Here is a 25335-nt window from a genome sequence, read left to right on the forward strand (position 1 = left end):
TGGTTAAATTTTTATCTATTATAAACAGATTGTGATATTATTTTACTGATATATAACAAACGAAATGAAGAGAATAAGGATGGGCCATATATGTTAACTCGTGAAATTGCCGCAGAAATTGTTAAGCAAACCATGGTTAGACTGGATAGAAATATAAACATTATGGATGATAGAGGCAAAATAATTGCATCTGGTAACCCCGATCGAATCAATATGATTCATGAGGGAGCAACAGAAGTTTTACGTACTGGTAGAGCTGTCACCATTAGTGATAAGGATATACAGTGGAAAAACTCATATCCCGGTGTTAACCTACCTATTCATTTTCAAAAAAAAATCATCGGTGTGATTGGCATTACTGGTGACCCAGATGAAATTTTTGAATTTGGTGAGTTAGTAAAAATGATTACAGAGATGATGATTCAACAATCCTTTAGTTTAGATCAGTTAGAGTGGCAACAAAAAGCGAAGGATCATTTATTCGATGATTTATTGCAGGACTCAATTGAAGATTCATCGATTGAACAACGATTTAAACTATTTGAGATTCATCTTTTGCCCCCCTTTCAAGTGTCAGTCATTAAAACAGATATGCCCAAATTGAAAAAAAATGACTTCATCCAATGGGTGGAAAGATTTTTTCCCAAAGAGAATACATTGATTGGTTTCCTAGGAATCAATCAACAATTTATACTTCATACCGGGTTAACAGAGGAGCAAATCATTCATCGGTATCAAAGTTTCATTTCATTTATAGAAGAAAATCAACTTACTGCAAGAATTGGGTTGGGTTCCAATGTGAAGACTGTCAATAACATTCAACATTCCTATCAGCAATCCATTTCGGCTTTAACATTAAGTGCAGAGTCTTCTATTTTTGCTACTTTTAAAGATATTGAAGCACAAGCATTACTGAATGAACTGAGTGAAGCATCTAAAACTTACTATTATACAAGAGTACTGAATGGACTTTCTGAGAAGCTAATTGAGACACTTGAAAGCTTGTTTGCAAATAATTTAAACCTTGGAGAATGTGCGAAAAGTTTATTTATCCATAGAAACTCACTCATTTATCGGCTAAAGAAAATCAAAGAAATAACCGGATATAACCCACAGCATACTCTCGATGCGATTACATTGCAACTTGCGATTTGGCTTAGACAAATGCATAAAGAGTAACTGGTTAAATACCTTCCTCACTTGTTGGTTCTCTGACTCTTGTAAAAATACCATTTGTGATTTCAAGTAAAAAAAGCTCGCCATCTGGTGAGCTTTTCTAATCTATCTACTAATTAATGAAATAAAATACTTTGAAAAACCCAAATCTGGTGGACCATACTAATTAGACAATCGCGCAAACGACTGTAAAGTTTCATCTATATCATCTTTTGTCCGTGAAACAATATCTTTTAGCTCATCAGTTATCTCATACACATTCACGACTTGCTCTGTAATATTCTCAATATTTATATTTACTTCTTTCATCGCATTATCAGCTGAGACAGATAGCTTTTTAACTTCTTTGGCAACAACTGCAAACCCTCTTCCTTTTTCACCAGCATGAGCTGCCTCAATAGCAGCATTAATTGCCAATAAATTCGTCTGAGATGCAATATTTCGAATAAGTTTAGATGTTTCTTCAATTAGCTTCATTTGTTGTTTCAACGTTTCTAAAGCTAATACCTTTTCATTAGAGTTAGATAATACCAGTTCAACCAGATGTGTGGGCGCCATTTTTAATTTTGAGATCATCTCATTTGTATGCTGCTCCCTTTCAGTAATGTCCGTGGCAATTTTTAAAACTCCCTTTACCTCTCCTTTCGTTCCTATAACAGGAATATATGTCGCTTCTAACCACAATAATTGGCCAAACTTACCCACTCTTTTGATTTTCTCTTGAAACTTTCTTCCCCTTCTCAAATTACGCCATAGCTCAAGATAGGTTGAACCATTCAACTCTTCAATAGTACAGAAATTCTGATGATCCATTCCTACCATTTCTCCTGACTGATACCCCAGTACTCTGGCAAAATTATCGTTAACCCATATCACTTCTCTATCCAAATTAAACTCAATCATGGCTAAATTTCTCTCAAGTGATGCTAACACTTCATTATTATCTAACACTTGATGATTTTCCTGAAAACCAATTGTTGTATTCATACATGCTCCCTTTCATACGCTAGTAGTTCTTTTTACCCACATCAAACATAAACGAAACCCACAACAGAATATAGTTTTATTTCATCTACTTAAACAAAAAGGTCTTTCCTTTGTTTTTTGCCAAAAAGGAAGAGATAATAAATAGATGGAAATTTGCCAAAGGTGGGGTTAGCACTGAATAAAATGAATATGGAACTCATATTAAAGACACTTGATTATACACGCGTTGGTATTTTAATTACCGATCCGAGTAAGCATGATAACCCTATTATCTATTCTTCTAAAGGTTTTACTGATATGACAGGTTACACCAAAGAGGAGGTAATCGGTAATAATTGTCGTTTTCTACAAGGCGAGCAAACAAGTAATGAAACCATTGCTCGTATTAGAGAAGCAGTAACAAGAAAAGAATCCATACAATGTGAAGTTCTAAATTATAAGAAGAACGGCGATATTTTCTGGAATCACTTAACAATTGATTCGGTTTATATGGAAGAGGAGGAAGCCCATTTTTTTATCGGTGTTCAACATGATATAACTGAACAGAAAGAGGCCGAGCAAAAGTATTTACAGTCCTTACAGAGAATCGAAGAACTTGAAACACCTATTATTCCACTCACAGATAAGGTATCTGTTCTCCCTTTAGTTGGAGAGATGAATGAAAGTCGTTACCATAAGATGACAACGCAATTATTGCAATCATTAGAGAATACATTTGCTGAAACCCTATTAATCGATGTAAATGGATTAACTACTTATAATGAAGAAATTATGCAAAGATTTATTGAACTAGCAAATGTATTATCATTAATGGGTACGTCTATGATATTATGTGGAATCAAACCGGCAATGGCACAGAAATCAATTACATTTGCCGATCGACCTACAAGTAAGCTTAGAACCGCTAGTACAATTAGAGCTGCTCTTGATATTGCTTCTAAATAAAGGAAAAATGCAACTCTAATTGATAGCAGTTGCATTTTTTTCAAATGATTATTTTGGTGTCAGGCTAAACTTTCAATGAATAAACCAACAACTTATCCTGCCATCGATTGTTTCTTCTCTTCTTGTTTCTCTTTTTTTCTAATCTCAGTGAATTTCCGGGATTCAGCCACAATGACTGGAGATAGAAGCAAGAGAGCAATTAAGTTTGGTAAGGCCATTAGTGCATTAAAGATATCAGCAATTCCCCAAACCATTTCTAACTCTAAAGCCGAGCCAATGAGTACTGTTATGACAAACAGCACCTTGTATATCACTGCATTTTGATCACCAAATAAATAACCAAAACATTTCTCGCCATAATAAGACCAACCAATAATAGTCGAATAAGCAAAGAACATAATACCAATAACTACAAGCATATTACCTACACCAGGTAAGAAGAATTCAAATGCTTCTCCCGTTAAACTAGAAGCATTTTCATGCCCGACATAAAGACCACTTAATACAATCGTTAAACCAGTAATCGAACAAACAATAATTGTATCAATAAATGTTCCTGTCATTGAAACTAACGCTTGTCTACCAGGATAATCTGTTTTAGCCGCTGCGGCTGCGATGGGTGCTGAACCAAGCCCCGCTTCATTAGAGAATACCCCACGAGCGATACCATAACGAATGGCCATCCCGACTGCACCACCAGTTGCTGCGGATGGGTTAAAGGCCTCAGAGATAATAAAACCTAATGCTTGAGGTACTTCAGTAATATTCATAAAGATAATAATAAGTCCACCAGCTAAATAAAATAATGCCATGAAAGGAACGAATATACCCGTAACTCGACCAATTCCTTTAATTCCACCTAACAGTACTAATCCTGTTAATACCATTAGAACAACACCCGTAATCCATGGGTTCACCCCGAAATTGGCTTCAAATGAGCCAGCAACAGTATTTGCTTGTGTCATATTACCAATTCCAAATGATGCCAAAAATCCAAAGAGAGCAAATAATACAGCTAACCATTTCCAGCCGAGACCTTTTTCAATATAATACATCGGTCCCCCGGAGATTTCACCTTTACTATTCGTCACGCGGTATTTAACTGCTAAAATAGCTTCACCGTATTTTGTCGCCATTCCAAAAAATGCAGCTAACCACATCCAGAATAAAGCACCGACCCCACCAAGCATCACTGCTGTCGCTACACCGGTAATATTTCCTATCCCAAGTGTGGCTGCCATTGCTGTCATCAAAGATTGAAAGTGGGATATATCCCCTTTATCTTTATTGTTTTTATCACTTTTACTAAAAGTAAGCTTTAAGGCATACGGAAGTTCCCTTATTTGGATAAACCCTAACCTAAAAGTAAGGAAGATCCCCGTTCCCACTATCAATACTAGGGTTACTGGCCCCCATACAAAATTACCTACTACGCTTATTAAGTTCTGTAGCCATTCCATCATTTTCCCTCCTCTTTAATTTTCTGTTATACAACAATAAACAATTAGATTGAATTATTATATTATAATAGATTCTTTACAAAAAATAAATACGAATTAAAGCATTACCACGTTATTTTGTTGAACATTTTCTAAATTTTTATCATAGTAAGAAAATTAACTTAACTTATAAAGTCTAAAAATTCTAAACTATTAGCCTATAATTCTCTTCTTATATAAGAATCACCTCTTTTTTTCTTCAAAATAATGATGAATTCTGTCGAACAAATAACCAATACTTTTGTTTTAAGAATATATTACTGTAAAATTAAATCTTTTGAAGCGGGAACAATGCCTTAAGGGAGAGGAGATTTACCCCATAAGAGGACCTTTATAGAACCTAGAATGGGTTGTATGTATTCAAACACATCTTAAAAAATTTAAGTGGTAGACCATCCTATCATATCTAACGATAGTGTTTTAAATTTGAACATTACATGGGAGGAATCACTTGATTGAAGCAAATAAAAAAAGTAGGGGTCGCCTACTTTTTTGGTTTAAGCTTGCACTTCCCGATATTCTGCTTTCTTCTTAAATAGGGCAGCGACAAAGGGACAAGCTGGGACAATTTTTTTATTTTGACTTTTCACCTCTTGCACAACCGAATCCACTAGTTGTTCAGCAAGTCCAGTCCCTCTTGCTTCTTCCTCTACATATGTATGATCAATAACAATGGTGTGATCGTTTCTTTCCGAAAAAGTAACTTCTCCTTGTTCCTTCCCACTATCATCGATACCATAATGTCGATTGCTTGCTTTTTTAATTTCCACGCCTCACACCTCCTTCTTTTGAATGATGGTCTTCATGATGCTTTTCTCAAAAACACGAACCGTACACGTTATAAGAGCAGCGTACCTTTTTAATTATAGTATGTGCTAATGTTTACTGGGATATGTACTATTTTCGCTTTGGTTTATCCATCTGAATGACGGGCAACTCCTACTTGCTCGGCCTTCATCTTTGCTTTTTATGGAGGAATCCTATACGGTCCCTCCTTGTTTACCCTGGTAGAACTATGGCTCTATTTTTTTGGGAACGATAAGTTACCATGATGATAATAGTAGGGTTCACTTTCAATTGCCATTACGGTATGTTGACGAAGTGCTTTTGACGTGAGTATTCTAGGCTCATTTAACTCTTGTACCTGCGATGCAAAAATGGTTTGAGGCAGAGGACAATCAAAAGCATTTAACCATTGACTATCTTTTTTAGCTTGTATAAGGTGCCAACATCCTTTGGGGATATTAACTACTTGGTTGGGGGAAATAGTGAACAACTTGATTTGATGTACATCTGGTAACACAAATGATACTTCTATTCTCCCCTGTACACAATATAAGAGTGAAGAAGCATTCAGGTGACATTGAATGGGTGTCACTTCACCCTTCTCTAAGGAGACAATCAATAAGGTAATATTCTCATCATTACAAAACACCCTTCCCACTCCTTCAACATCAAATTGCTTCATTATATGTAACCTAAATGGAATAGTGACGAATGATTTATCTTAAATAGTGAATAATAATTAAATCTTTATTTGAGCTAAGAATACCTTTCTAAGAGGATTCGTCCGCCACCCTTCCCCCCATTTCCTCCATACAGAAAAAAACAATTCTTATTAACTCCTTGAATAATCGAAAATTCGAGATATAATACTTGTATACAAGTATACTAAAATGAGAAGGTGTTATGATGAACGAACCAATAGAATTTCTCTACCCTTCCAAATGGCTTACGAAAGCTTCGACAGGTGAGCGCGTTGTAAGTGAATTAAGGATGCAAATTCTCTCAGGACGCATTGAAAGCGGTACCATTCTTTCTGAAAATAAATTAGCTGCTGACTTTTCAGTAAGTCGATCACCAATAAGAGAAGCATTAAAAATTCTTTCTGCTGAAAATATTATTCGCCAAGAACGAATGGGTGCAGTCGTCATTGGCTTATCCGAGAAAGAAATAGAAGAAATATATGATGTGCGTATTCTTATTGAAACGTTTATCTATCAACGACTTGTACGTTCAGATATTACAGACCTTGTAAAAGAACTCAATAAGATTTTAGAAATGATGAAAGTCTCTATTAAATATAATGATGCGGATGAATTCTCACTTCAGGATTTACAATTTCATGAGACAATTATTCGAGCCGCTAATCACTCATATATATTAATGATCTGGAATAATTTAAAACCAGTCATGGAAGGATTGATTCTATTATCCATGCGTAAGCGTTTTAAAGAAAACCAGCACGATTTCGAACGCATATTCACAAACCACGCACTCTATATTGAAGCGATTGAGAAAAAAGATAAAACATTAATGATTCAATCTCTCCATCAAAATTTTGATGATGTGCAAGGAAGAGTTGAAGATATGTGGAAATCCCAAGAAATTCTTGCAGAAGGGGGCGGAACAAAATGACAACCTATATGTTAGGTGTAGATATTGGAACAACCAGCACAAAGGCTGTTCTTTTTACAAAAGACGGGAAAGTCATTCAAAAAGAAAACATCGGCTACCCATTGCATACACCAGATATGTCTACAGCTGAGCAGGACCCTGAAGAAATCTATCAAGCGGTCAAGCAGGCGATAACGAACATTATGAAAAAAAATAGAGAAATGATGCCAGCATTTATTTCCTTTAGTAGTGCCATGCATAGCCTAATTGCTATCGATGAGAATGATCAACCATTGACTCCATGTATTACATGGGCCGATAACCGCAGTGAATCATGGGCACATAAAATTAAGGATGAATGGGGTGGCCATGAGATTTATAAACGTACAGGGACTCCTATTCATCCAATGTCCCCATTGAGTAAAATAACATGGATCACAAATGAACGCCCAGAAATAGCCCAAAGAGCGAAAAAATACATTGGCATAAAAGAGTATATTTTCAAGAAGTTCTTTAACCAATATGTTGTTGATTATTCTATCGCATCAGCAATGGGAATGATGAATCTTACTGAATTAACATGGGACAAAGAAGCATTAAAGATAGCGGGCATTCGCGAGGACCAGCTATCCACCCTTGTTCCCACAACACAGATATTCACGCACTGTGACAGTGAGCTTGCCTTACAAATGGGACTTGATCCTCATACCCCTTTTGTTATCGGTGCAAGTGATGGTGTCCTCTCTAATCTTGGTGTCAATGCAATTGGCAAAGGGGAAATCGCCGTCACCATCGGAACTAGTGGAGCCATTCGTACGATTATTGACCGTCCGCAAACAGATGAAAAAGGCCGGATTTTCTGTTATGCACTAACGGAAGATCATTGGGTCATTGGTGGCCCTGTTAATAATGGTGGGATTGTCCTCCGTTGGATTCGTGACGAATTTGCCTCATCCGAGGTAGAGACTGCCAAACGTTTAGGACTCGATCCATATGAAGTGTTAACAAAAATTGCTGAACGTGTGAGACCGGGTGCAAATGGACTTATTTTCCATCCTTTCCTTGCGGGTGAAAGAGCACCTGTATGGAATCCAGATGTTCGAGGCTCATTCTTTGGTTTAACCCTTTCACATAAAAAAGAACATATGATTCGCGCCGCATTAGAAGGTGTCATTTTCAACTTATACACTGTTTTCCTCGCACTTATGGAGTGTATGGACGAACCTGTTACGCGTATTCAAGCGACAGGCGGATTTGCCCGCTCTGCTGTTTGGCGCCAAATGATGGCGGATATTTTTGATTCTGAAGTGGTCGTACCTGAAAGCTATGAAAGTTCCTGCTTAGGGGCATGTATCCTTGGGTTATACGCTACAGGAGAGATTGAAAATTTTGCAGTAGCTTCTGACATGATCGGTAGCACACATAAACATACACCAGATGAAGATGCAGCAAATGCGTATCGTCAACTAATGCCTAGCTTTATCAACCTGACAAGAGTATTAACAGAGGAATATACAAAAATCGCTAACTACCAAAGAGGCTTGATTGGAAAAGATAGCGAATAAAAAGGAGAGAAAACTATGCCATTATTTATTGTTGCTTTAGGTATCATTGCCCTATTGCTCCTTATTATGGGGCTCAAACTCAACACATTTGTCTCACTTATTATCGTTTCATTTGGTGTTGCCCTAGCTCTTGGCATGCCTGCATCAGAAATTGTTGGCACGATTGAAAGCGGTCTTGGTGGAACACTTGGACATATCGCCCTAATCTTTGGTCTAGGTGCTATGCTTGGTAAATTAATCGCTGATGCTGGCGGTGCACAAAGAATTGCAATGACCCTTGTCAATAAGTTTGGTGAGAAAAATATCCAATGGGCAGTTGTCGTATCATCCTTTATTATCGGGATTGCCCTATTCTTTGAAGTAGGTCTTGTATTACTTATTCCCATCGTATTTGCGATTTCAAGAGAATTAAAAGTATCGATTCTTTATCTCGGTATCCCAATGGCAGCAGCATTATCTGTTACACATGGTTTCTTACCGCCTCACCCTGGTCCAACCGTCATTGCTGGTGAGTACGGTGCAAATATTGGTGAAGTTCTATTATATGGGATGATTATTGCTATCCCAACAGTGATTATTGCTGGTCCAGTTTTCACTAAAATTGCGAAGAAAATCGTACCAAACTCATTCACAAAGAGCGGAAATATTGCTTCTTTAGGTGAGCAAAAACAATTTAAACTTGAAGACACACCAGGGTTTGGTATCAGTGTATTTACAGCGATGTTACCAGTTATCCTTATGTCGATTGCAACAATCGTTACTTTACTTCAAGAAACGATGGGCTTTAGCGATAGCATAATCGTTATCGTGATTAAGTTCATTGGTGATGCTTCAATCGCGATTTTGATCTCTCTACTTGTGGCCATTTACACAATGGGCATTGGCCGCAATATTCCAATTAAACAAGTAATGGACTCTTGCACAACAGCCATCACACAAATTGGAATGATGCTATTGATCATCGGTGGCGGTGGTGCTTTCAAGCAAGTATTGATTGACGGTGGGGTTGGTGATTATGTTGCCCAATTATTCGAAGGCACGACCCTTTCACCTATCTTATTAGCCTGGACCATCGCAGCCATCTTGAGAATTTCCTTAGGTTCTGCGACAGTTGCAGCATTAACAACAGCTGGACTTGTTATCCCTTTACTCGGTCAAACAGACGTTAACCTAGCTCTCGTTGTACTCGCAACAGGTGCAGGTAGCTTAATCGCATCCCACGTCAATGACGCAGGTTTCTGGATGTTTAAAGAGTATTTTGGTTTATCAATGAAAGAAACGTTTGCTACATGGACATTATTAGAAACAATCATTGCCATTTCAGGCCTAGTATTTACTTTATTATTAAGCTTGATTGTTTAAGTGACAAAAAGCAAAAGCCGAGAGAGTTACGATCCACTCACTCGGCTTTTTGCTTTGTTATTAGCTAATTCGGAGAGAACCGTTATCGTATCAAAAAGCCGATCTGAAATTATAAAAGCTTGAATGGGATGGAAAATATCGTTAAAGGTTTAAGAAAATTAAAGGCACGCACAATGAGTCATACATAAACCTCGGATCTAAACGTTCTTGCTGTAAGCTACTGTGACTTTGCGTTCACAACTTTGGTTTTTTATTCGATTTTTTGCGCGTATTCCCTATTTGCGCGCACTTCTTTCCCTTTCTTCACTCGCTTTTGCGCGTATTCCCTGTTTGCGCGCACTTCTTTCCTTTTCTCCACTCACTTTTGCGCGTATTCCCTGTTTGCGCGCACTTCTTTCCTTTTCTCCACTCACTTTTGCGCGTATTTCCTGTTTACGCGCACTTCTTTCCCTTTCTTTCCTCACTTTTGCGCGTATTCCCTATTTACGCGTACTTCTTTCCCTTTCTTCACTCGCTTTTGCGCGTATTCCCTATTTGCGCGCACTTCTTTCCTTTTCTTCACTCACTTTTGCGCGTATTCCCTATTTACGCGTACTTCTTTCCTTTTCTCCCTCGACTTTTGCGCGATCATCCCGCTTCATTCCCCACCAACCAATTCATTAAGAAGGTTCTGATTCAATACATCAGACTCACATAGACAGATACATTTATAAAATGCCACAAGAGGCTGGGACAAAAGGTTTTCCGCAAATGAAAAAAACGAACTAATATTTGAAACTCTATTTTAGAGCTTCAGATTAGTTCGTTTTTTATTATTTTTCACGTGTTTAGTTATGAATTAGAAGTGAAGAATTTAGTTTTGTTTCAGCTTCTAGATCATAGACATTTCTATGTTATTCAAATGCCGGAATCGCCGTTTCATCATAATTTTCTTCTAAGAATTTTTTCACTTCAGGACTTGTCATTGCTTCTGCAAGTTTTTGAATCGCTTCTGAATCTTTGTTATCTTCGCGAGCGACAAGTGTAATGGCAAAGTCATTATCAATACCTTCTGTTAGTAGTGCATCACTTTTTGGTGTTAAGCCCAGTGGTGCAGCATAAGCAGGAGTCATTACGACTGCATCAGCATCATCATACATTCTCGCTAGCATTAATAAATCTACCTCTTCGAACTGATAATTCTTTGGATTAGATGTGATGTCTGATTTCGTATAATATGGACCTGTTTTTTCTTTTAATTCAATCACATCATGTTGCGCTAGTAATGCTAATGAACGGTCAATATTGGATACATCATTGGCAATGGCAATCGTTGCTCCTTCAGGTAAATCAGCTATATCTTCAAAGTTCTTTGAATAAACACCATAATTGGCAAAATAAATCTCTTGTATTGCCACTAAATTCGCATCATTACTACGATTGTACTCCTCCATATAAGGAACATGTTGAAAAAAGTTTGCATCTACTTCTTTTGCCGCTAATGCTGTATTGGGTTGCACATTATCACTTAGCACAACCATCTCTAGATGAATGCCCTCTTCTTTCAGTTGTGGCGCTACTAACTCAAGAATCTCTGTCATCGGTGGAATAAGCGAAGCGACTTTTAGTGTTACCTCTTCTTTACTGTCACCACCATTTATTTGTTTATCGTCTGTTTGATCTTCTGTTTCTTGACCACAAGCAGCAAGCATCAAAATACTTAGTATCATTAAAGCAAATAGTCTTTTCATATTTTCCTCCTTCAGTATGTAATCATCTCTTATCAATCACTCTCGCAACTGTTGTCCCAATAAACTGGATGCACTGTACGAGAATGACCATAATAATGATCATATATATCATTAAATCCGTCATAAATTGTTGATATCCATAGCGAATGGCGAAATCACCAATTCCTCCACCACCTACTACCCCCATAATAGTGGAATAGGATATAAAACTAATAATTGAAGTCGTTAAGCCAAGGACTAGCCCTGAACGTGCTTCGACAAACAAAAATTTGAAGACAACTTCGACAACCGATGCCCCCATTGCCTTTGCTGCCTCTATTACGCCTCTAGGGACATCTAATAAAGACTGCTCTACAAGGCGAGAATAATGTGCGATAGCGATAATAGAAAGCGGTACAGTTGCTGCCGCTGTGCCTATCGCTGTCCCAATAATGAACCTTGTAAAAGGAATCAAGAAGACGACTAATAATAAAAATGGAAAAGAACGAATCGTATTAACCAATAAATTTAAAATCGAAAAAACAGCTCGGCTTTCTAGTAAATTCCCTTTTCGACAAAGAAAAAGTAGTGTTCCAACAGGGAGTCCCACGATGACAGCGGCAAGAATAGACATCCCCACCATCGCAAAAGTCTCGCCAATCGCTTGCCATATTTCCGCCTCATACCTTTGCAATACTTCAGGCATCCCCGCTCACCTCACCTGTTAATTTTTCAATAAAATATTCAGGGGTGTGGTCCACATCAGGGATGCCTTTTGGTTCTAGCTCGATTGTCTTATAGACAGAACCATCTGCCATGACCGATACGCGGTGACAAGTGCTTTGTATAACCTCCATCTCATGGCTAACAATGACAATCGTGACCCCTAATGTACGATTAATCTCCTCTAGCACAGCGAGAATTTCTGCTGTTGTATGAGGATCAAGCGAAGAAGTTGGTTCATCGCATAATAACACCTTAGGCTCGTTCGCAAGGGCTCTAGCAATCGCCACTCTTTGTTTTTGACCGCCACTTAAACTTTGTGGGTACTGCTTTTCCAAATGAGCAAGACCGACGAACCTCAAGCATTCCATCACTCTTTCTCTTCGTCGATGCTTCGGGTAGTTTGCTAGCTGAAGACAAACCTCGACATTATCATAAATGGTTAAATTCGCCACAAGATTAAAATGCTGAAAAATCATCCCCATTGATTTTCTCGCTTCTCTTAACTGTTTTGGTTTCATCGTCATCAAGTTTTTTCCATCAACAACGACTTCACCGCAATCGGGTACTTCAAGCAAGTTCATTAACCGTAGTAATGTCGATTTCCCCGCTCCACTTGCACCAATGATGCCGTAGATCTCGCCTTCATTTACTTCGATATCAACCGCTTTAATCGCTTCATAATCAGCGAAGCGTTTACTTATATCATGCATTTGAATCAAATGAAATAAACCCCCTTTCCATTTATGAAAGGTAATCAATAACGGATATATTATAGCTCAATCCCTCTATAATGTCATTTTGACGGGCATTTACAAACATTCTGTCTACTTATAATGATGGAATCTGAATTAGAGACAAAAAAATCCCCCGCCATTTATTTTGGTAGGAGATTCTTGAATTAATGTAATTTTATTGATCCACCATCAACAAGAATAGTTTGTCCAGTAATGTAGTTTGAATCTTCACTTGCTAAGAATACAGCTACTTTTCCGATATCATTTTCAGGATCACCTAAACGGCGTAATGGAATCTTATTTACCATCGCATCATATGCTTCTGGCGCATGTTGCTTCCATTGTTCAACACCTGGTGTTAAAGCAATTGGAGAAATCAAGTTAATATTAATATGATCAGGTCCCCATTCATTTGCTGTTACACGTGTGATGGCACGTATCGCTTCTTTCGCTGCAGCATAAGCTGTTTGTGTCACTTGTCCATCAATTCCCGCTCCTGAAGCAAAATTAATGACTTTTCCTTTATTTTTCTTTAACTCAGGATACGCCGCTTGCATAAAGCGAACCGTTGGATAAAAACCAGTGTTAAAAGAAAGGTCAAAATGTTCTTGAGTTGTTTCATTAAAGAGCACCTGCTTAGATACATGTGCATTATTTACGAGAATATCAAGTTTACCAAACTTCCTAACAACTTCTTCAACAATTTGCGTAATGTTTTCTTGTACTGTGATATCTTTGATAAACAGCATACCTTCTGTGTGAACACGAATCTCTGCTAATGTCTCTTTCCCTTTTTCTTCATTCACATCAACAATGGCAACATGCGCGCCTTCTTTCGCCATCGCAAGCGCCATTCCTCTTCCGATTCCAGAAGCACTCCCAGTAATAATCGCAACCTTACCATTCAATTTCATGAGAAAGACCCCTTTATTAAAATAATATGTTTAGACGTCTAAATACTTTACGAATAAATCATATCAGATTATATTAGGATCTGACAATAGATAATACTTACACACTAAGGGAAATATAGGGTTTAGAACAGCAACATTACGGACGGATTTCATAAATGATTTATTAATAACCGGAGAGGGAAAAGGGTTTGTATAGAAAAACGCCAGGGGACTAAAGGGCTATTTTCACAAAAGTTACATTTATTCTGTCAGATTATGCGGGTAATTCGCCTATGCACAATCATAAATACGCTACTCTGAACTCGTATCTAATCACAATCATTTTCCAAAATTCCTCTGATTTTCAACTATTTATCATTCGGCTGTTCGGACAGGCTTACAATATTCCCCACCAATCAATAACCATTCATAAACACAAAAAAACCTGAACATTCCACACTTCAGCTGTGATGTTCAGGTTTCTCTCTCATATATTAATTATGAATCGCTTTATTTTGATCTAAACCGAGCGCTCGGTCAGTCGTTTGATTTACTTTTTGGAGTAACTCCGGATTTTCTGATAAAGAAAGACCGTAAGATGGTACCATCTCTTTAATTTTTGGCTCCCACTCTTTTATGTTTTCTGGGAAGCAGCGCTCAATGATATCCAGCATTACTGGAACAGCTGTTGATGCCCCTGGTGATGCGCCTAATAAAGCAGCTATTGAACCGTCGCCTGCCGTTACCACTTCAGTACCAAATTGGAGCGTCCCTTTTCCGCCTTCTTCTGTATCTTTAATCACTTGCACACGTTGTCCAGCAATGACTAATTCCCAGTCTTCACTTTTTGCATTTGGAACGAATTCACGTAATTGCTCCATACGCTTTTCTTTTGACTGTAGCACTTGCTCAATTAGATATTTTGTTAAGCCCATTTCCTTCACACCAGCTGATAACATGGTTAACACATTGCTTGGCTTAACAGAAGTGATTAAATCAAACATGGATCCATTTTTTAAAAACTTTGGTGAGAAGCCGGCGAATGGACCGAATAATAATGATTTTTTGTTATTAATGTATCTTGTATCCAAATGCGGCACAGACATTGGTGGTGCACCCACAGGCGCTTTACCATAAACTTTCGCATGATGCTGTTCCACGATCTCTTGGTTTGTACAAGACATAAATATTCCACTTACAGGGAACCCGCCAATGCCTTTCCCTTCAGGAATACCTGACTTCTGTAGTAAGTGTAAGCTACCGCCTCCACAACCGATAAAGACAAAGTCTGCTTTATGGTTTTCCAGGTTTCCACCTGCATGGTCACGTACTTTCACTTCCCAGCCGCCATCTCTTGTGCGTTTTAAATCATCTACACTATGCTGATAGTGCATTTCCACACCTTGAGACTCTAGTTGTTGGAATAATAAACGTGTAAGAGCACCGAAGTTTACATCTGTCCCTGAATCGATTTTTGTTGCGGCAATCGCATCAGTAGTTGCACGGTTTTCCATAATTAATGGAATCCATTTTTTTAATGTTTCATGATCTGTCGCATACTCCATACTAGCAAATAGTGGATTGCTAGACATTGCTTCATGACGTCTTTTCAAAAACTCTACATTTTTTTGTCCTTGCACTAAACTCATATGTGGCAAAGGCATAATGAACTCTTGTGGTCTTCTAATTAATTGACTATCAACTAGATAAGCCCAAAATTGTTTAGAAACTTGGAACTGCTCGTTAATATTGATGGCTTTCTTAATATCAACAGAACCATCTGGATTTTCTTTCGTATAGTTAAGCTCACATAATGCAGCATGACCTGTACCTGCATTGTTCCACTCATTTGAACTTTCTTCCCCTGTTTTATCCAATTTCTCAAACACTTTGATTTTCCAGTCTGGAACTAATTCTTTTAAGAGCGAACCTAAAGTCGCGCTCATAATCCCAGCACCAATTAAAATCACTTCTTTGGTTTCCCCGTTGCTCATTTTTTACCATCCTTATACCGTGAAATTTGCAGAGAAAATAAGACAATAGTCTAACCTACACCAAAAACGCTTCTCTACCCTTCCAGTTGTTGGTCGATGTAGGCAAACGTTTACATTGTGCAGGCACCTTCTCTTTAAAATGCGCTAAATTAAATGTCATCAATCTTTGCAAAATATATATTTCTCAATACTAATTATACTATAAAATTGGCAATTATCCATCATAGAAGAAATTCTTCTCCCTCTATAATAGTATAAATCCTATTTATATTATATAAAATTTTTTGATATTTGACTGAAAAAAATAATGGAAAACAGATAAAAGTTGGAAAGTTCCGCGCATTTTTTCTTAGTGGGTATTATTTTATTTGCTTTTAACGAATATTTTGCTGTTTTATTCAACTTTACCATTCTAATTATTTATTATTCCAAAATACTTAAAAGCCCCCGAATAAAAATTTCAGGGACCTATCTTTACGATTTTATTTTTTCTATTACTTCTGAAGGAATATCACTTTCTTTTACTTCATCGTAAGACGTGACTTCATTACTATCATCAAGGTAAAGCATTAAGTAGGCATCCTCACGCAAAGCTCTAGAAGCAGAGAATTCTACTGCGATTGCTTTGCCTTCTTTATTATAAGCTGGCAGCTCATACCAATACCTTTTCATCACTTCTCCTGATTCTAATGTTTCTTCTTCTACTCTCGGCTCTTCATTTAATTGAACATACGCATTCTCTTTGCCTAAACGATTAAAATCTATATTTATTAATAGAATAACTGCCACAATAAAAACGATGACAATTCCTCCAATAACCCCAGTTGTCTTCTTCATTTATCTCTCCCCTAACATTGAAAATATCGTCTTTTGAAAGCTTCTTATCGTTAAGAAATAATAGATGAAATAGATCATTGTATATGCTAGCATCCATATTACTACTGGTATAAGCAGATTCATCATTAGCAAATTAGAAAATGCAACTAAGGCAATCGCTCCATGCATTAATCCAAGTAGTAGTGGTGCCGTAAAGATCATTCCCACCTGATGTCTAATCGTTCGTTTCATTTCTTTTTGTGACACACCAATTTTGTATAACACTTGATACTTCCCTTTATCTTCTTCTGCTTCAGTCATCATCTTAAAGAAAATGATGCTACCCGTAGCGACTAAGAATACGAGTCCAAGAAAGCTTCCAACAAATAGCATAGAGCCTGAAGCTTCAATGGAATCTTTATATTGTTGTGTTGCACTTGAAAATTGTTCTGTAGAAGCAGCTAAATCATCTGATAGTGCTTGCTGCTTTTTATAATCTTCCACTTGAACCGCTTGGTAGGTCACCTGCGGGCTGTCTATTTGTTCAAACAAAGCATCTGTTACAACTAATAATTTACCTCCCATTGTGAAGGTATTAACAACGGATCGATCCTCGTAAGCGATCACATTTAATGTCTGCTTATTAAGCTTAACCTCATCTACTTTTGTCGACCAACGCTCATCATAATACGTATCCAGGATGAATGCCTCTTCCTGATTAATGGTAGGGAGGTCCTCCCACCCTTGTCGTGTAGCCAATTGCTTGAAGGTTGAATAATCCATTACTTGGTAGTCAATTTCCATGTCACCTTCAGCTATACGGACAGTTTTACTTTTGATTTCCTCTTCATACACAACAATGTCTTGTGTAATTTTCTGTGGCTCGCCCTCCCACATAAATGTAATAGGCGTATAGGTCTCTATTTCTTTATCCGCATTATAATAAAGCCCAAATACCGCACCTCCAGCAGTAATTGTTGTCGCACTTAAAGTTGCAATCACTGTTAGTGTTCGTGCATTTCCACGAATGCGGTGCAATAGCTGTGACGTTGTCCATAGATTTAAGCCTTTCCAAGCCCAGTTCTTTTGATTTTTTAATTTCGATAAAATATAAACAAGTACACTATTAAAAATAAGATACGTTCCTAACACCGTTAATCCAATAATAACTAATGGCATAGCTACACTAAGTAAGCGCCATACTTCTGAAGTCATCAAATCTTGCAACGCCAACCAATAAGCACCTGCTAATGATGCCACACCTAATAAAGCCGAAATAAGACGTGCTTTCGGAAATTCCTCGCCTTTCTTTTCTGCGTGAAATAAATCAATTAACTTAAAACGATAAATTACACGATACCCTTGTAATGACGTAAATAAAAACAGAATCATAAAGACGATGACTGTATTAACAACTGCACTTGGTGAAAATGCTAGACTACTCATTACTTCAAGTCCCATTAATTTTAATAAAACCATTAAGAGAAGTTGTGATAGTAAGAAGCCCAAGCCAACACCAATAATTAAGGCAATTACGCCAATAACGATATTCTCGAAAAAAAGCATAAAACCGATGGAGCGTTTACGTACCCCAAGTAAGGAATAAAGCGCTACTTCCAGCTTCCTTTTTTTCATAAAAAAAGAGTTCGAATAAAGGATAAATACAGCAACAAAAATAATCAGGACAAATGCAGATGCACTCATAATACTACTGACTTGCTTTGAGACTGCTGCCAAGGCAGTGATGTCTTCACTATATTTCAACGTGACAAAAGTAAAATAAATGATAATAGAGAAAATCATCGAGCCGATGTACAGCCCATAACTCTTCACATTTCGACGAATATTTTTGATCGCTAAATCAAATAGCGTCATTATCGTCACCGCCTAGTTGTGCCAATTCCGCTAAGATCATTTGGAAAAACTCTTTTCTCGTATGTGAACCACGATAGATTTCCTTTGATAATTGGCCATCTTTAATAAAAAGAATTCTTCGGCAAAAACTAGCAGCATAAGCATCATGCGTAACCATCATAATCGTTGTTTCATGCTTTTCATTTAATTGGCTCATGCTTTCTAGTAAGTCTGTTGCTGACTTTGAATCCAAAGCACCAGTCGGTTCATCAGCAAAAATCAATTTAGGATTCGAAATCAATGCACGACAAGCTGCCGTTCTTTGTTTCTGACCTCCAGATATTTGATAAGGATATTTATCCAATAAAGAAGCAATCCCGAAAGTATGCGCTAATGTCTCTACTTTTTCAGCCATTTCCTTTGCTGATTTTTTAGCAATCGCCAGTGGCAAGACAATATTTTCGCGAACAGTTAATGAATCGAGTAGATTGTAGTCTTGAAAAATAAAACCTAAATGATCACGGCGAAAATCCGCTAACTTCTCTTCTTTCATTTTGGCAATATTGTCTTCTTCAATATAAATATCACCGTTTGTCGGAGAGTCAATTGTTGCCAATACATTTAGTAAGGTAGACTTCCCAGCTCCTGATGGCCCCATAACGCCTACAAATTCCCCATGGCTAATGTCAAATGATATATTCTGAAGCGCATGAAATGTGTTTGCACCTTTTCCGTATATTTTTTCTACCTTTTTTACAACTAATAATGATTCCATATATTAAGCACCTCTTTCTTATGTCTCTACTTTACCTCCCCATCCTTACACTAAATTCACTTCTACCTTACAAAATCCTTAAATTGTATATAATAATCGTTAAACACTGTTAAGATAAGGCTAATAGATAGATGAAAGGAAGGAATCAATGTGGAACAGCCTCGTATTCTAATCGTTGATGATGAACAAGATTTATGTCAGCTCATGCAAACTTCTCTAAAAAAAGAAGGATTTCAATCCATACAAACAGCAGGTACAGTTAAGAATGGTTGGGAACAATTCCAGGCTTTCTCCCCAGATTTAGCGATTCTCGATGTGATGCTTCCTGACGGTGAGGGCTACGATTTATGTAAAAAAATCCGTGAAGTCTCGAGAATTCCAATTTTATTCCTATCCGCCAAAACAGATGAAATCGATAAGATATTAGGATTGGCAATTGGCGGAGATGACTATATTACAAAACCATTCAGCCCAAAAGAAGTTGCTTATCGTGTGAAAGCGCAACTCCGACGTGCTGGCAGCTATTCACAACAGATATCTGAACAAACAATGATAGAAACAACGATGATGACTGCCGGTCCTTTTGCCTTAAATAAAGAACAAACAGAAGTATACAAGCAGGATCAACGCATAGAACTAACTGCTAAGGAAGTTAGGTTAATGGCTTGTTTTATCCGAAACCCAAATCGAATACTTAGTAAGGAAACATTGTTTCAAACCGTGTGGGGTGAAGACTTCTACGGAGCAGATAATACTTTAATGGTTCATATCCGCAGATTACGTGAGAAAATAGAAGATACCCCCTCCAAACCGACCTTCATTACGACGGTTAAAGGGCTCGGGTATCGACTGAATGTAAAATAGGTGAGGACAAATGAAATGGAAATTAACTGGTAGGTATTTATTCTCAATTTTAAGCATCGTTTTCATCGTTATCATTGTTAATACAATGGTTTTAATTGGTTTGCTTATTTATCAGCAACAACAAGGCATTGATCAAGTAGAAAGTGGTTCAGCCGAACGATTCACCCGTTCTTTTTCTAACTATTTAACATTAGAAAATGAACAACCAACTCTTTCAGCTGAAGGAGTAGAAGCGCTAGAATCATTCGGTGCGTGGCTGCAAATTTTAAATCAAAATGGAGAGGTGATTTCCTCTAAATTTGCACCTGATGGAGTTGCAAATCATTATAGCCCTGTAGAACTTGTACATAAATATAAGTATATGGACGATCATTTTAATACGTATTTCCTCGGGGAATTCGAAGAATATAGTTACATCATTGGTGTCCCCCAAAGTAAAGAGGAGCGCGTTACTTTCATGATGGATACCACTTCAGTCATTACGTATGTCTTCAAAGCAATCATTGCCATAACGATTGTTGATTTGATTATCGCAGCTATTGTTGGGCTACTCTTTAGCACAATACTGACCAAGCCTGTTCATTATATGATTGAACGCATTTCTCAACTTAAAGCACGAAATTTCACTGTTCAAAAGACGAAACGAGCAGGTATTTATAAACCTGTGTTTGCCAATCTGAATGAAGTTTCCACTACCCTTCAAGCGCATGAGGAAGAACGTAAAAAACTCGAAAATATGCGTAACGAATGGATAAGTAATGTTTCCCATGATTTAAAAACACCGCTTGCCTCCATTCGCGGCTATGCCGAGTTATTAAATGAGGAGCAAGTTTCCCACGCGGAGAGACAGGAGTACGCAGAAGTCATTGAGCGGCAATCTCTTTATATGAAAGAACTACTAGATGACTTTAACCTAACACTGCGATTACGCAACCAAGAATTACCTTTGCACATACAAGAAATAAAGGCAGAACGATTTACGCGGGAAATTGTTATAGACATCCTGAATGATCCTCGTTATGACGGCTATCATATCAATTTTGAAAGTGATGATCCGGCACTCATTTGGTCCATCGACCAGCATTTAATGAAACGAGCTCTATTGAATTTTATTCACAATGCCCTTCTGCATAATGCATCAGACGTTGAGGTAGATATTCGTCTAGAAGCTGGAAAACTAATCATTGAGGATAATGGAAACGGCATCGCTCTCGACGACCTAGAGCAAATTTTTGACCGATACTACCGTGGCACTAATACAAAAGCACAAGGTACTGGGCTTGGAATGGCGATTGCGAGAGATATCATTACAGCCCACGGTGGCACCGTTTATCTGACTAGTGAACAGCATCAAGGTACAAAGATTGTTATTGCATTAAAAAAGCAAATGTAACGAGTTAATACACCCCTCCTAGAATTATAAAAAGGGGTGTATCTCTGTTATGAAGAATGATAAGAAGGAATGAAGTATGTTCTTTTTACAGAATATTCTAAATTAAAATTGACTACCTCATAGCATGTCTCTATAATTAACGTGAAATCAGTCTTACCATTAACTATGAAAGAGAAGGTGACAAGAAATGTCCTTTCAACCTAAGATGACATTTATTAATTTACCTGTGAAAGACCTAAAGAAGTCAATGGACTTTTTTAAACAAATTGGGTTTACTTTCAACGACGATTTCACGAACGATGACGCCGCATGTATGGTCATCAATGAACATACTTTTTCCATGCTGATGACAGAGGGACAGTTTAAAAACTTTACCGCCAAAAACATCATTGATTCTAATGACCAAATTGAGGTCATTACATCCTTTGCTGCTGAAAGTAGAAACCAAGTCAATGAAATCATTAAAAAAGCGCTAGATGCTGGTGGTAGATTGGCATCTGAAGCAAAAGACTTTGGATTTATGTATCAAATGGGCTTTCAAGATCTTGATGGACATACGTGGGAAGTCATATATATGGATAGTCAAGCGACAAGATAAAGGAGGCAATTATTTTGACCCTATCACTAGGACAAATCATGTTATACGTCAACGACCAACAAACAAGCTTGCAATTTTGGATAGAAAAAATCGGCTTCAAACTGATCGCGGAAAATGACGAAGGGGATTTTAAATGGTATGAGGTTGCTTCGTCCGAACAAACAGAAACAACCATTGTCCTTCAAGATAAACAAACCGTGGCAAAGATGAGCCCTGAATTAAACCTTGGGACACCATCTCTAATGTTTTATACAACTGACATTGAAAAGCTCTACCAAACATACAAGAATAAAGAAGTCACAGTAGGCGAGCTCGTTGAAATGCCTTTTGGTAAAGTATTCAACTTTGCCGATAACGAAGGGAATTATTTTGCGGTGATGGAGAAGAACTAAGTTAGCAAACACACGGGCTGTAGGTTCGTGTGTTTTTTTGTGGTAGGTGGTTGACTGCAATTGCCTATGGCTGTTACTTCTGTTTCACTGCTGATTCAAGCAATTTTTGCTACTGACGCGGGTTTTTGACTCGTTTTTTGCTTAATCCTATCTGTTTTTTCTACTGACTCCGTTTTTTGACTCGTTTCTTGCTTAATCCTATCTGTTTTTTCTACTGACTCCGTTTTTTGACGCGTTTCCTGCTTAATCCTATCAGGTTTTCCTACTGTCTCCGTTTTTTGACGCGTTTCCTGCTTAAACCTATCAGGTTTTCCTACTGTCTCCGTTTTTTGACGCGTTTCTTGCTTAATCCTATCAGGTTTTCCTACTGTCTCCGTTTTTTGACGCGCTTCTTACTTAATCCTATCAGTCTTTTCTACTGCCTCCGTTTTTTGATGCGTTTCTTGCTTAATCCAACCAGGTTTCCCTACTGCTTCCGTTTTTTGACCCGTTCAGTTTCTCGCCGTATCCGATCAATTTTTGCAAGCCCCACAAAAATCCCCATAAACATGCGTAAAAAAAGCAAGGGACATTCCCCCGCTTCTTTTACGTCCCGCAATATGTTTGATAATTATCATCCTGTACCGGTACCTCTTTATACTTCTCCTGCTCTGCCGTATGTGCATATGGATGAGCGAGCACCGCTAATAGCTCCTCAAATAAATGATAATCCCCTTTGTTCACCGCTGCAGTTAATGCTTTTTCAACATAATAATTTCGTGGAATAACAGCTGGGTTATGATTTTTCATTAACTGTTCCACTTCCGCTTCTGAAGCTTCCTGTCTCTTTAACCGCTCTTGCCAACGAACTATCCACTCTTTGAACGCTGGCTGATCTAATGTTCGATCGGTCAGGGCGATGAATGTGTTCGTATAATCCGCGCCTTGCTCCTTCATGATTTCGAGTAAATCATGAATAAGAGCCTTATCTGATTCTTCTGCTGTAAACAGACCGAGTTTGGCCCTCATTTCTCCGGTCCACTTATGAATATAGATACGATTGTATTCGCCGATTTTCTCTTGCGCAATTTTCACCGCTTCCTCGGTTTCATCATGTAATAAGGGAATCAGTGACTCTGCGAAGCGCGCCAAGTTCCAACCAGCCATATATGGTTGGTTCCCATATGCATAACGACCTTGAACATCAATGGAGCTGAATACCGTTGCTGGGTCATACGTATCCATAAAGGCACATGGTCCATAATCAATCGTTTCCCCAGAGATCGTCATATTATCCGTGTTCATGACACCGTGAATAAAACCGACCGCTTGCCATTTAGCAATCAACCCTGCCTGAACTTCGATCACTTTGCGCAACAAGGCCACGTATGGATGGTCTTCTTTTAAAAGCTCAGGATAATGACGCTCAATGGTATAATCAGCTAACGCCTGCAATTCTTCCGGTTTCGTGAAGGTAGCTGCAAATTGAAAAGTGCCTACACGAATGTGACTCGCCGCCACTCGTGTCAAAATGGCCCCTGGTAATAAAGTTTCGCGTGCAATATCATCACCCGTTTCGACTACAGCTAAGCTTCTCGTTGTTGGAATGCCCAAACCATGCATCGCTTCACTGATGAGATACTCCCTCAACATCGGTCCAAGCGCCGCACGCCCATCCCCACCTCGAGAATACGGTGTTCTGCCGGCACCTTTCAACTGAATATCAACGCGATCACCGTTTACCGCCAACTGTTCCCCTAAAAGTATGGCGCGCCCATCACCTAGCCGATTAAAATGACCAAACTGATGTCCTGCATAGCTTTGTGCAATCGGCTCACTGCCCTCTGGCAATTGGTTTCCGGCTAACACCTTAATGCCCTCTTCACTCTGTAACCACTCTTTATTAATCCCTAAACTTTCAGCTACTTCTTTATTCCATTGCACCATCTCTGGACCACTTGCTCGCTGTGGTTTTGTTTCTGTAAAAAGACCGGGAGACAGCTTCTTATAACTATTTTGCAAATTCCAGCCTGACACATGTCTTTCTGGCATTCTTATCGCCTCTCCTTTTGTATCATATTTGTTTTATTATATCTCTTCTTTTATGAAAATAAAAAACAGCTAACCTCTTTTATTTCCTGTAACTTTAACTACTCAGAATATAAAGATCTTCGTTATCCCTTTTTGCAAATGAAAATTTCTTTAACAAATGGATAGACGAAGCGTTCTCAGGATGAACACTCGCATAAATAGTAGAAATATTTAATTTTTTATTTGCAAATGCTAGAAGTAAGGTGATTGCGTCTGTCGCATAACCTTTTCCCCAATATTGCCTGTCTAATCCATACATGAGGTAGTATCTTTTATTGACATCGTCAAAAGTAAAACCTGCATAGCCCATATAATCATTGTTTTCCTTAGAATAAATAGAAAACTCCCAATTTCCGTTTTCACCAAAGGTCTGACATTGCTCAGCATATAATAACTCTCTTTCCGCATAACTTATTTGAGGAATGCCTCCCGTATACTTTCGTGCATCCTTATCATTAAGCATATTCCAAACATAAGGAAATTCTTTCAATTGGGGACTTGCTAAATAAATATGACTACCTATGAGTTTCATCATTCACATCTCCTCTTCCTCAGTCAAATTTACCATACGAGGAACTTGAGTATA

24 protein-coding genes are annotated in these 25335 nt (G+C 38.0%); 9 read left to right on the forward strand and 15 right to left on the reverse strand.

What is annotated here, in order from left to right; all coding sequences use genetic code 11:
- The first annotated feature begins 90 nt into the window (after positions 1-90).
- Complete coding sequence (locus MKY26_RS16875; protein WP_095371417.1) at positions 91-1179, forward strand: CdaR family transcriptional regulator; 1089 nt, start codon at positions 91-93, stop codon at positions 1177-1179.
- Positions 1180-1338: 159 nt separating this feature from the next.
- On the opposite strand, the gene MKY26_RS16880 is transcribed toward MKY26_RS16875, so the two are convergent.
- Positions 1339-2163 (reverse strand): methyl-accepting chemotaxis protein, encoded by an 825-nt coding sequence (locus MKY26_RS16880; RefSeq protein WP_341098210.1) that lies wholly within the window; start codon positions 2161-2163, stop codon positions 1339-1341.
- 183 nt (positions 2164-2346) lie between these two features.
- Between MKY26_RS16880 and MKY26_RS16885 the strand changes: the two genes are divergently transcribed.
- Positions 2347-3108: an STAS domain-containing protein gene (locus MKY26_RS16885; protein ID WP_341058314.1), complete on the forward strand. Its 762-nt coding sequence runs from the start codon at positions 2347-2349 to the stop codon at positions 3106-3108.
- A gap of 92 nt (positions 3109-3200) precedes the next feature.
- On the opposite strand, the gene MKY26_RS16890 is transcribed toward MKY26_RS16885, so the two are convergent.
- The 3 genes from MKY26_RS16890 to MKY26_RS16900 all read right to left on the reverse strand — a co-directional run bounded on the left by MKY26_RS16890 (position 3201) and on the right by MKY26_RS16900 (position 6075).
- Entirely contained in the window at positions 3201-4571 is a 1371-nt protein-coding gene (locus MKY26_RS16890; protein WP_095371414.1) for an alanine/glycine:cation symporter family protein, read from the reverse strand.
- Positions 4572-5104: 533 nt separating this feature from the next.
- A complete protein-coding gene (locus tag MKY26_RS16895; protein WP_095371413.1) occupies positions 5105-5377 on the reverse strand; it encodes a GNAT family N-acetyltransferase in 273 nt (90 codons plus the stop codon).
- 251 nt (positions 5378-5628) lie between these two features.
- Positions 5629-6075, reverse strand: coding sequence for a cupin domain-containing protein (locus MKY26_RS16900; RefSeq protein ID WP_095371412.1), 447 nt, complete (start codon positions 6073-6075; stop codon positions 5629-5631).
- Positions 6076-6299: 224 nt separating this feature from the next.
- Between MKY26_RS16900 and MKY26_RS16905 the strand changes: the two genes are divergently transcribed.
- The 3 genes from MKY26_RS16905 to MKY26_RS16915 are packed head-to-tail and all read left to right on the forward strand — an operon-like array spanning position 6300 to position 9931.
- Positions 6300-7025, forward strand: a complete 726-nt coding sequence (locus tag MKY26_RS16905) for a GntR family transcriptional regulator (protein WP_307316326.1) — start codon at positions 6300-6302, stop codon at positions 7023-7025.
- On the forward strand, positions 7022-8569 hold the full coding sequence (gene gntK, locus MKY26_RS16910; protein WP_095371410.1) for a gluconokinase: 1548 nt from the start codon (positions 7022-7024) through the stop codon (positions 8567-8569). Before MKY26_RS16905 ends, gntK begins: the two co-directional genes overlap by 4 nt.
- 15 nt (positions 8570-8584) lie before the next feature.
- Positions 8585-9931, forward strand: a complete 1347-nt coding sequence (locus MKY26_RS16915; protein ID WP_095371409.1) for a GntP family permease — start codon at positions 8585-8587, stop codon at positions 9929-9931.
- 275 nt (positions 9932-10206) lie between these two features.
- Here MKY26_RS16915 and MKY26_RS16920 read toward each other — a convergent pair whose 3' ends face one another.
- From MKY26_RS16920 to MKY26_RS16960, 9 genes are all read right to left on the reverse strand, one after another.
- A complete protein-coding gene (locus MKY26_RS16920; RefSeq protein WP_341098214.1) occupies positions 10207-10395 on the reverse strand; it encodes a hypothetical protein in 189 nt (62 codons plus the stop codon).
- Positions 10396-10824: 429 nt separating this feature from the next.
- Complete coding sequence (locus MKY26_RS16925) at positions 10825-11661, reverse strand: MetQ/NlpA family ABC transporter substrate-binding protein (protein ID WP_322909881.1); 837 nt, start codon at positions 11659-11661, stop codon at positions 10825-10827.
- A gap of 22 nt (positions 11662-11683) precedes the next feature.
- Positions 11684-12346 carry a methionine ABC transporter permease gene (locus MKY26_RS16930; protein ID WP_095371406.1) on the reverse strand — a complete coding sequence of 221 codons (663 nt, stop codon included), beginning with the start codon at positions 12344-12346 and terminating at the stop codon, positions 11684-11686.
- A complete protein-coding gene (locus MKY26_RS16935) occupies positions 12339-13085 on the reverse strand; it encodes a methionine ABC transporter ATP-binding protein (protein WP_341098215.1) in 747 nt (248 codons plus the stop codon). Before MKY26_RS16935 ends, MKY26_RS16930 begins: the two co-directional genes overlap by 8 nt.
- 179 nt (positions 13086-13264) lie before the next feature.
- Positions 13265-14014, reverse strand: coding sequence for an SDR family NAD(P)-dependent oxidoreductase (locus MKY26_RS16940; protein ID WP_251162420.1), 750 nt, complete (start codon positions 14012-14014; stop codon positions 13265-13267).
- A 473-nt stretch (positions 14015-14487) separates the two neighbouring features.
- Positions 14488-15987 carry a malate:quinone oxidoreductase gene (locus tag MKY26_RS16945; protein WP_095371403.1) on the reverse strand — a complete coding sequence of 500 codons (1500 nt, stop codon included), beginning with the start codon at positions 15985-15987 and terminating at the stop codon, positions 14488-14490.
- 474 nt (positions 15988-16461) lie between these two features.
- Positions 16462-16824, reverse strand: a complete 363-nt coding sequence (locus MKY26_RS16950) for a YxeA family protein (RefSeq protein WP_095371402.1) — start codon at positions 16822-16824, stop codon at positions 16462-16464.
- A complete protein-coding gene (locus MKY26_RS16955; RefSeq protein WP_307316307.1) occupies positions 16825-18678 on the reverse strand; it encodes an FtsX-like permease family protein in 1854 nt (617 codons plus the stop codon).
- The gene (locus MKY26_RS16960) at positions 18665-19432 is read right to left on the reverse strand and encodes an ABC transporter ATP-binding protein (RefSeq protein ID WP_095371400.1); all 768 of its coding nucleotides are present in this window, start codon (positions 19430-19432) and stop codon (positions 18665-18667) included. The genes MKY26_RS16955 and MKY26_RS16960 overlap by 14 nt, the downstream gene beginning before the upstream one ends.
- A 150-nt stretch (positions 19433-19582) precedes the next feature.
- Between MKY26_RS16960 and MKY26_RS16965 the strand changes: the two genes are divergently transcribed.
- From MKY26_RS16965 to MKY26_RS16980, 4 genes are all read left to right on the forward strand, one after another.
- On the forward strand, positions 19583-20296 hold the full coding sequence (locus tag MKY26_RS16965; RefSeq protein WP_307316303.1) for a response regulator transcription factor: 714 nt from the start codon (positions 19583-19585) through the stop codon (positions 20294-20296).
- Positions 20297-20306: 10 nt separating this feature from the next.
- Positions 20307-21689 (forward strand): sensor histidine kinase, encoded by a 1383-nt coding sequence (locus MKY26_RS16970; RefSeq protein WP_307316301.1) that lies wholly within the window; start codon positions 20307-20309, stop codon positions 21687-21689.
- A gap of 187 nt (positions 21690-21876) precedes the next feature.
- Positions 21877-22287: a VOC family protein gene (locus MKY26_RS16975; RefSeq protein WP_307316299.1), complete on the forward strand. Its 411-nt coding sequence runs from the start codon at positions 21877-21879 to the stop codon at positions 22285-22287.
- Between the two features lie 14 nt (positions 22288-22301).
- The gene (locus tag MKY26_RS16980; protein WP_328198320.1) at positions 22302-22679 is read left to right on the forward strand and encodes a VOC family protein; all 378 of its coding nucleotides are present in this window, start codon (positions 22302-22304) and stop codon (positions 22677-22679) included.
- Positions 22680-23264: 585 nt separating this feature from the next.
- On the opposite strand, the gene MKY26_RS16985 is transcribed toward MKY26_RS16980, so the two are convergent.
- Together MKY26_RS16985 and MKY26_RS16990 are read right to left on the reverse strand one after the other, a co-directional pair.
- Complete coding sequence (locus tag MKY26_RS16985) at positions 23265-24710, reverse strand: protein adenylyltransferase SelO (protein ID WP_322909890.1); 1446 nt, start codon at positions 24708-24710, stop codon at positions 23265-23267.
- A gap of 94 nt (positions 24711-24804) precedes the next feature.
- Positions 24805-25284: a GNAT family N-acetyltransferase gene (locus MKY26_RS16990; protein WP_307319541.1), complete on the reverse strand. Its 480-nt coding sequence runs from the start codon at positions 25282-25284 to the stop codon at positions 24805-24807.
- Positions 25285-25335: the final 51 nt, after the last annotated feature.

The organism is Cytobacillus sp. FSL R7-0680 (assembly GCF_038009245.1).
Taxonomy (GTDB): domain Bacteria; phylum Bacillota; class Bacilli; order Bacillales; family Cytobacillaceae; genus Cytobacillus; species Cytobacillus kochii.

Excerpts from the sequence above, each read along its gene's own strand:
- MKY26_RS16945 (WP_095371403.1), bottom strand. The coding sequence starts at position 15,987 with ATGAGCAACGGGGAAACCAAAGAAGTGATTTTAATTGGTGCTGGGATT.
- MKY26_RS16930 (WP_095371406.1), bottom strand. The coding sequence starts at position 12,346 with ATGCCTGAAGTATTGCAAAGGTATGAGGCGGAAATATGGCAAGCGATT.
- MKY26_RS16950 (WP_095371402.1), bottom strand. The coding sequence starts at position 16,824 with ATGAAGAAGACAACTGGGGTTATTGGAGGAATTGTCATCGTTTTTATT.
- MKY26_RS16915 (WP_095371409.1), top strand. The coding sequence starts at position 8,585 with ATGCCATTATTTATTGTTGCTTTAGGTATCATTGCCCTATTGCTCCTT.
- MKY26_RS16955 (WP_307316307.1), bottom strand. The coding sequence starts at position 18,678 with ATGACGCTATTTGATTTAGCGATCAAAAATATTCGTCGAAATGTGAAG.
- gntK (WP_095371410.1), top strand. The coding sequence starts at position 7,022 with ATGACAACCTATATGTTAGGTGTAGATATTGGAACAACCAGCACAAAG.
- MKY26_RS16985 (WP_322909890.1), bottom strand. The coding sequence starts at position 24,710 with ATGCCAGAAAGACATGTGTCAGGCTGGAATTTGCAAAATAGTTATAAG.
- MKY26_RS16925 (WP_322909881.1), bottom strand. The coding sequence starts at position 11,661 with ATGAAAAGACTATTTGCTTTAATGATACTAAGTATTTTGATGCTTGCT.
- MKY26_RS16970 (WP_307316301.1), top strand. The coding sequence starts at position 20,307 with ATGAAATGGAAATTAACTGGTAGGTATTTATTCTCAATTTTAAGCATC.
- MKY26_RS16990 (WP_307319541.1), bottom strand. The coding sequence starts at position 25,284 with ATGATGAAACTCATAGGTAGTCATATTTATTTAGCAAGTCCCCAATTG.
- MKY26_RS16890 (WP_095371414.1), bottom strand. The coding sequence starts at position 4,571 with ATGATGGAATGGCTACAGAACTTAATAAGCGTAGTAGGTAATTTTGTA.
- MKY26_RS16960 (WP_095371400.1), bottom strand. The coding sequence starts at position 19,432 with ATGGAATCATTATTAGTTGTAAAAAAGGTAGAAAAAATATACGGAAAA.
- MKY26_RS16975 (WP_307316299.1), top strand. The coding sequence starts at position 21,877 with ATGTCCTTTCAACCTAAGATGACATTTATTAATTTACCTGTGAAAGAC.
- MKY26_RS16880 (WP_341098210.1), bottom strand. The coding sequence starts at position 2,163 with ATGAATACAACAATTGGTTTTCAGGAAAATCATCAAGTGTTAGATAAT.
- MKY26_RS16900 (WP_095371412.1), bottom strand. The coding sequence starts at position 6,075 with ATGAAGCAATTTGATGTTGAAGGAGTGGGAAGGGTGTTTTGTAATGAT.
- MKY26_RS16905 (WP_307316326.1), top strand. The coding sequence starts at position 6,300 with ATGAACGAACCAATAGAATTTCTCTACCCTTCCAAATGGCTTACGAAA.
- MKY26_RS16885 (WP_341058314.1), top strand. The coding sequence starts at position 2,347 with ATGAATATGGAACTCATATTAAAGACACTTGATTATACACGCGTTGGT.
- MKY26_RS16940 (WP_251162420.1), bottom strand. The coding sequence starts at position 14,014 with ATGAAATTGAATGGTAAGGTTGCGATTATTACTGGGAGTGCTTCTGGA.
- MKY26_RS16875 (WP_095371417.1), top strand. The coding sequence starts at position 91 with ATGTTAACTCGTGAAATTGCCGCAGAAATTGTTAAGCAAACCATGGTT.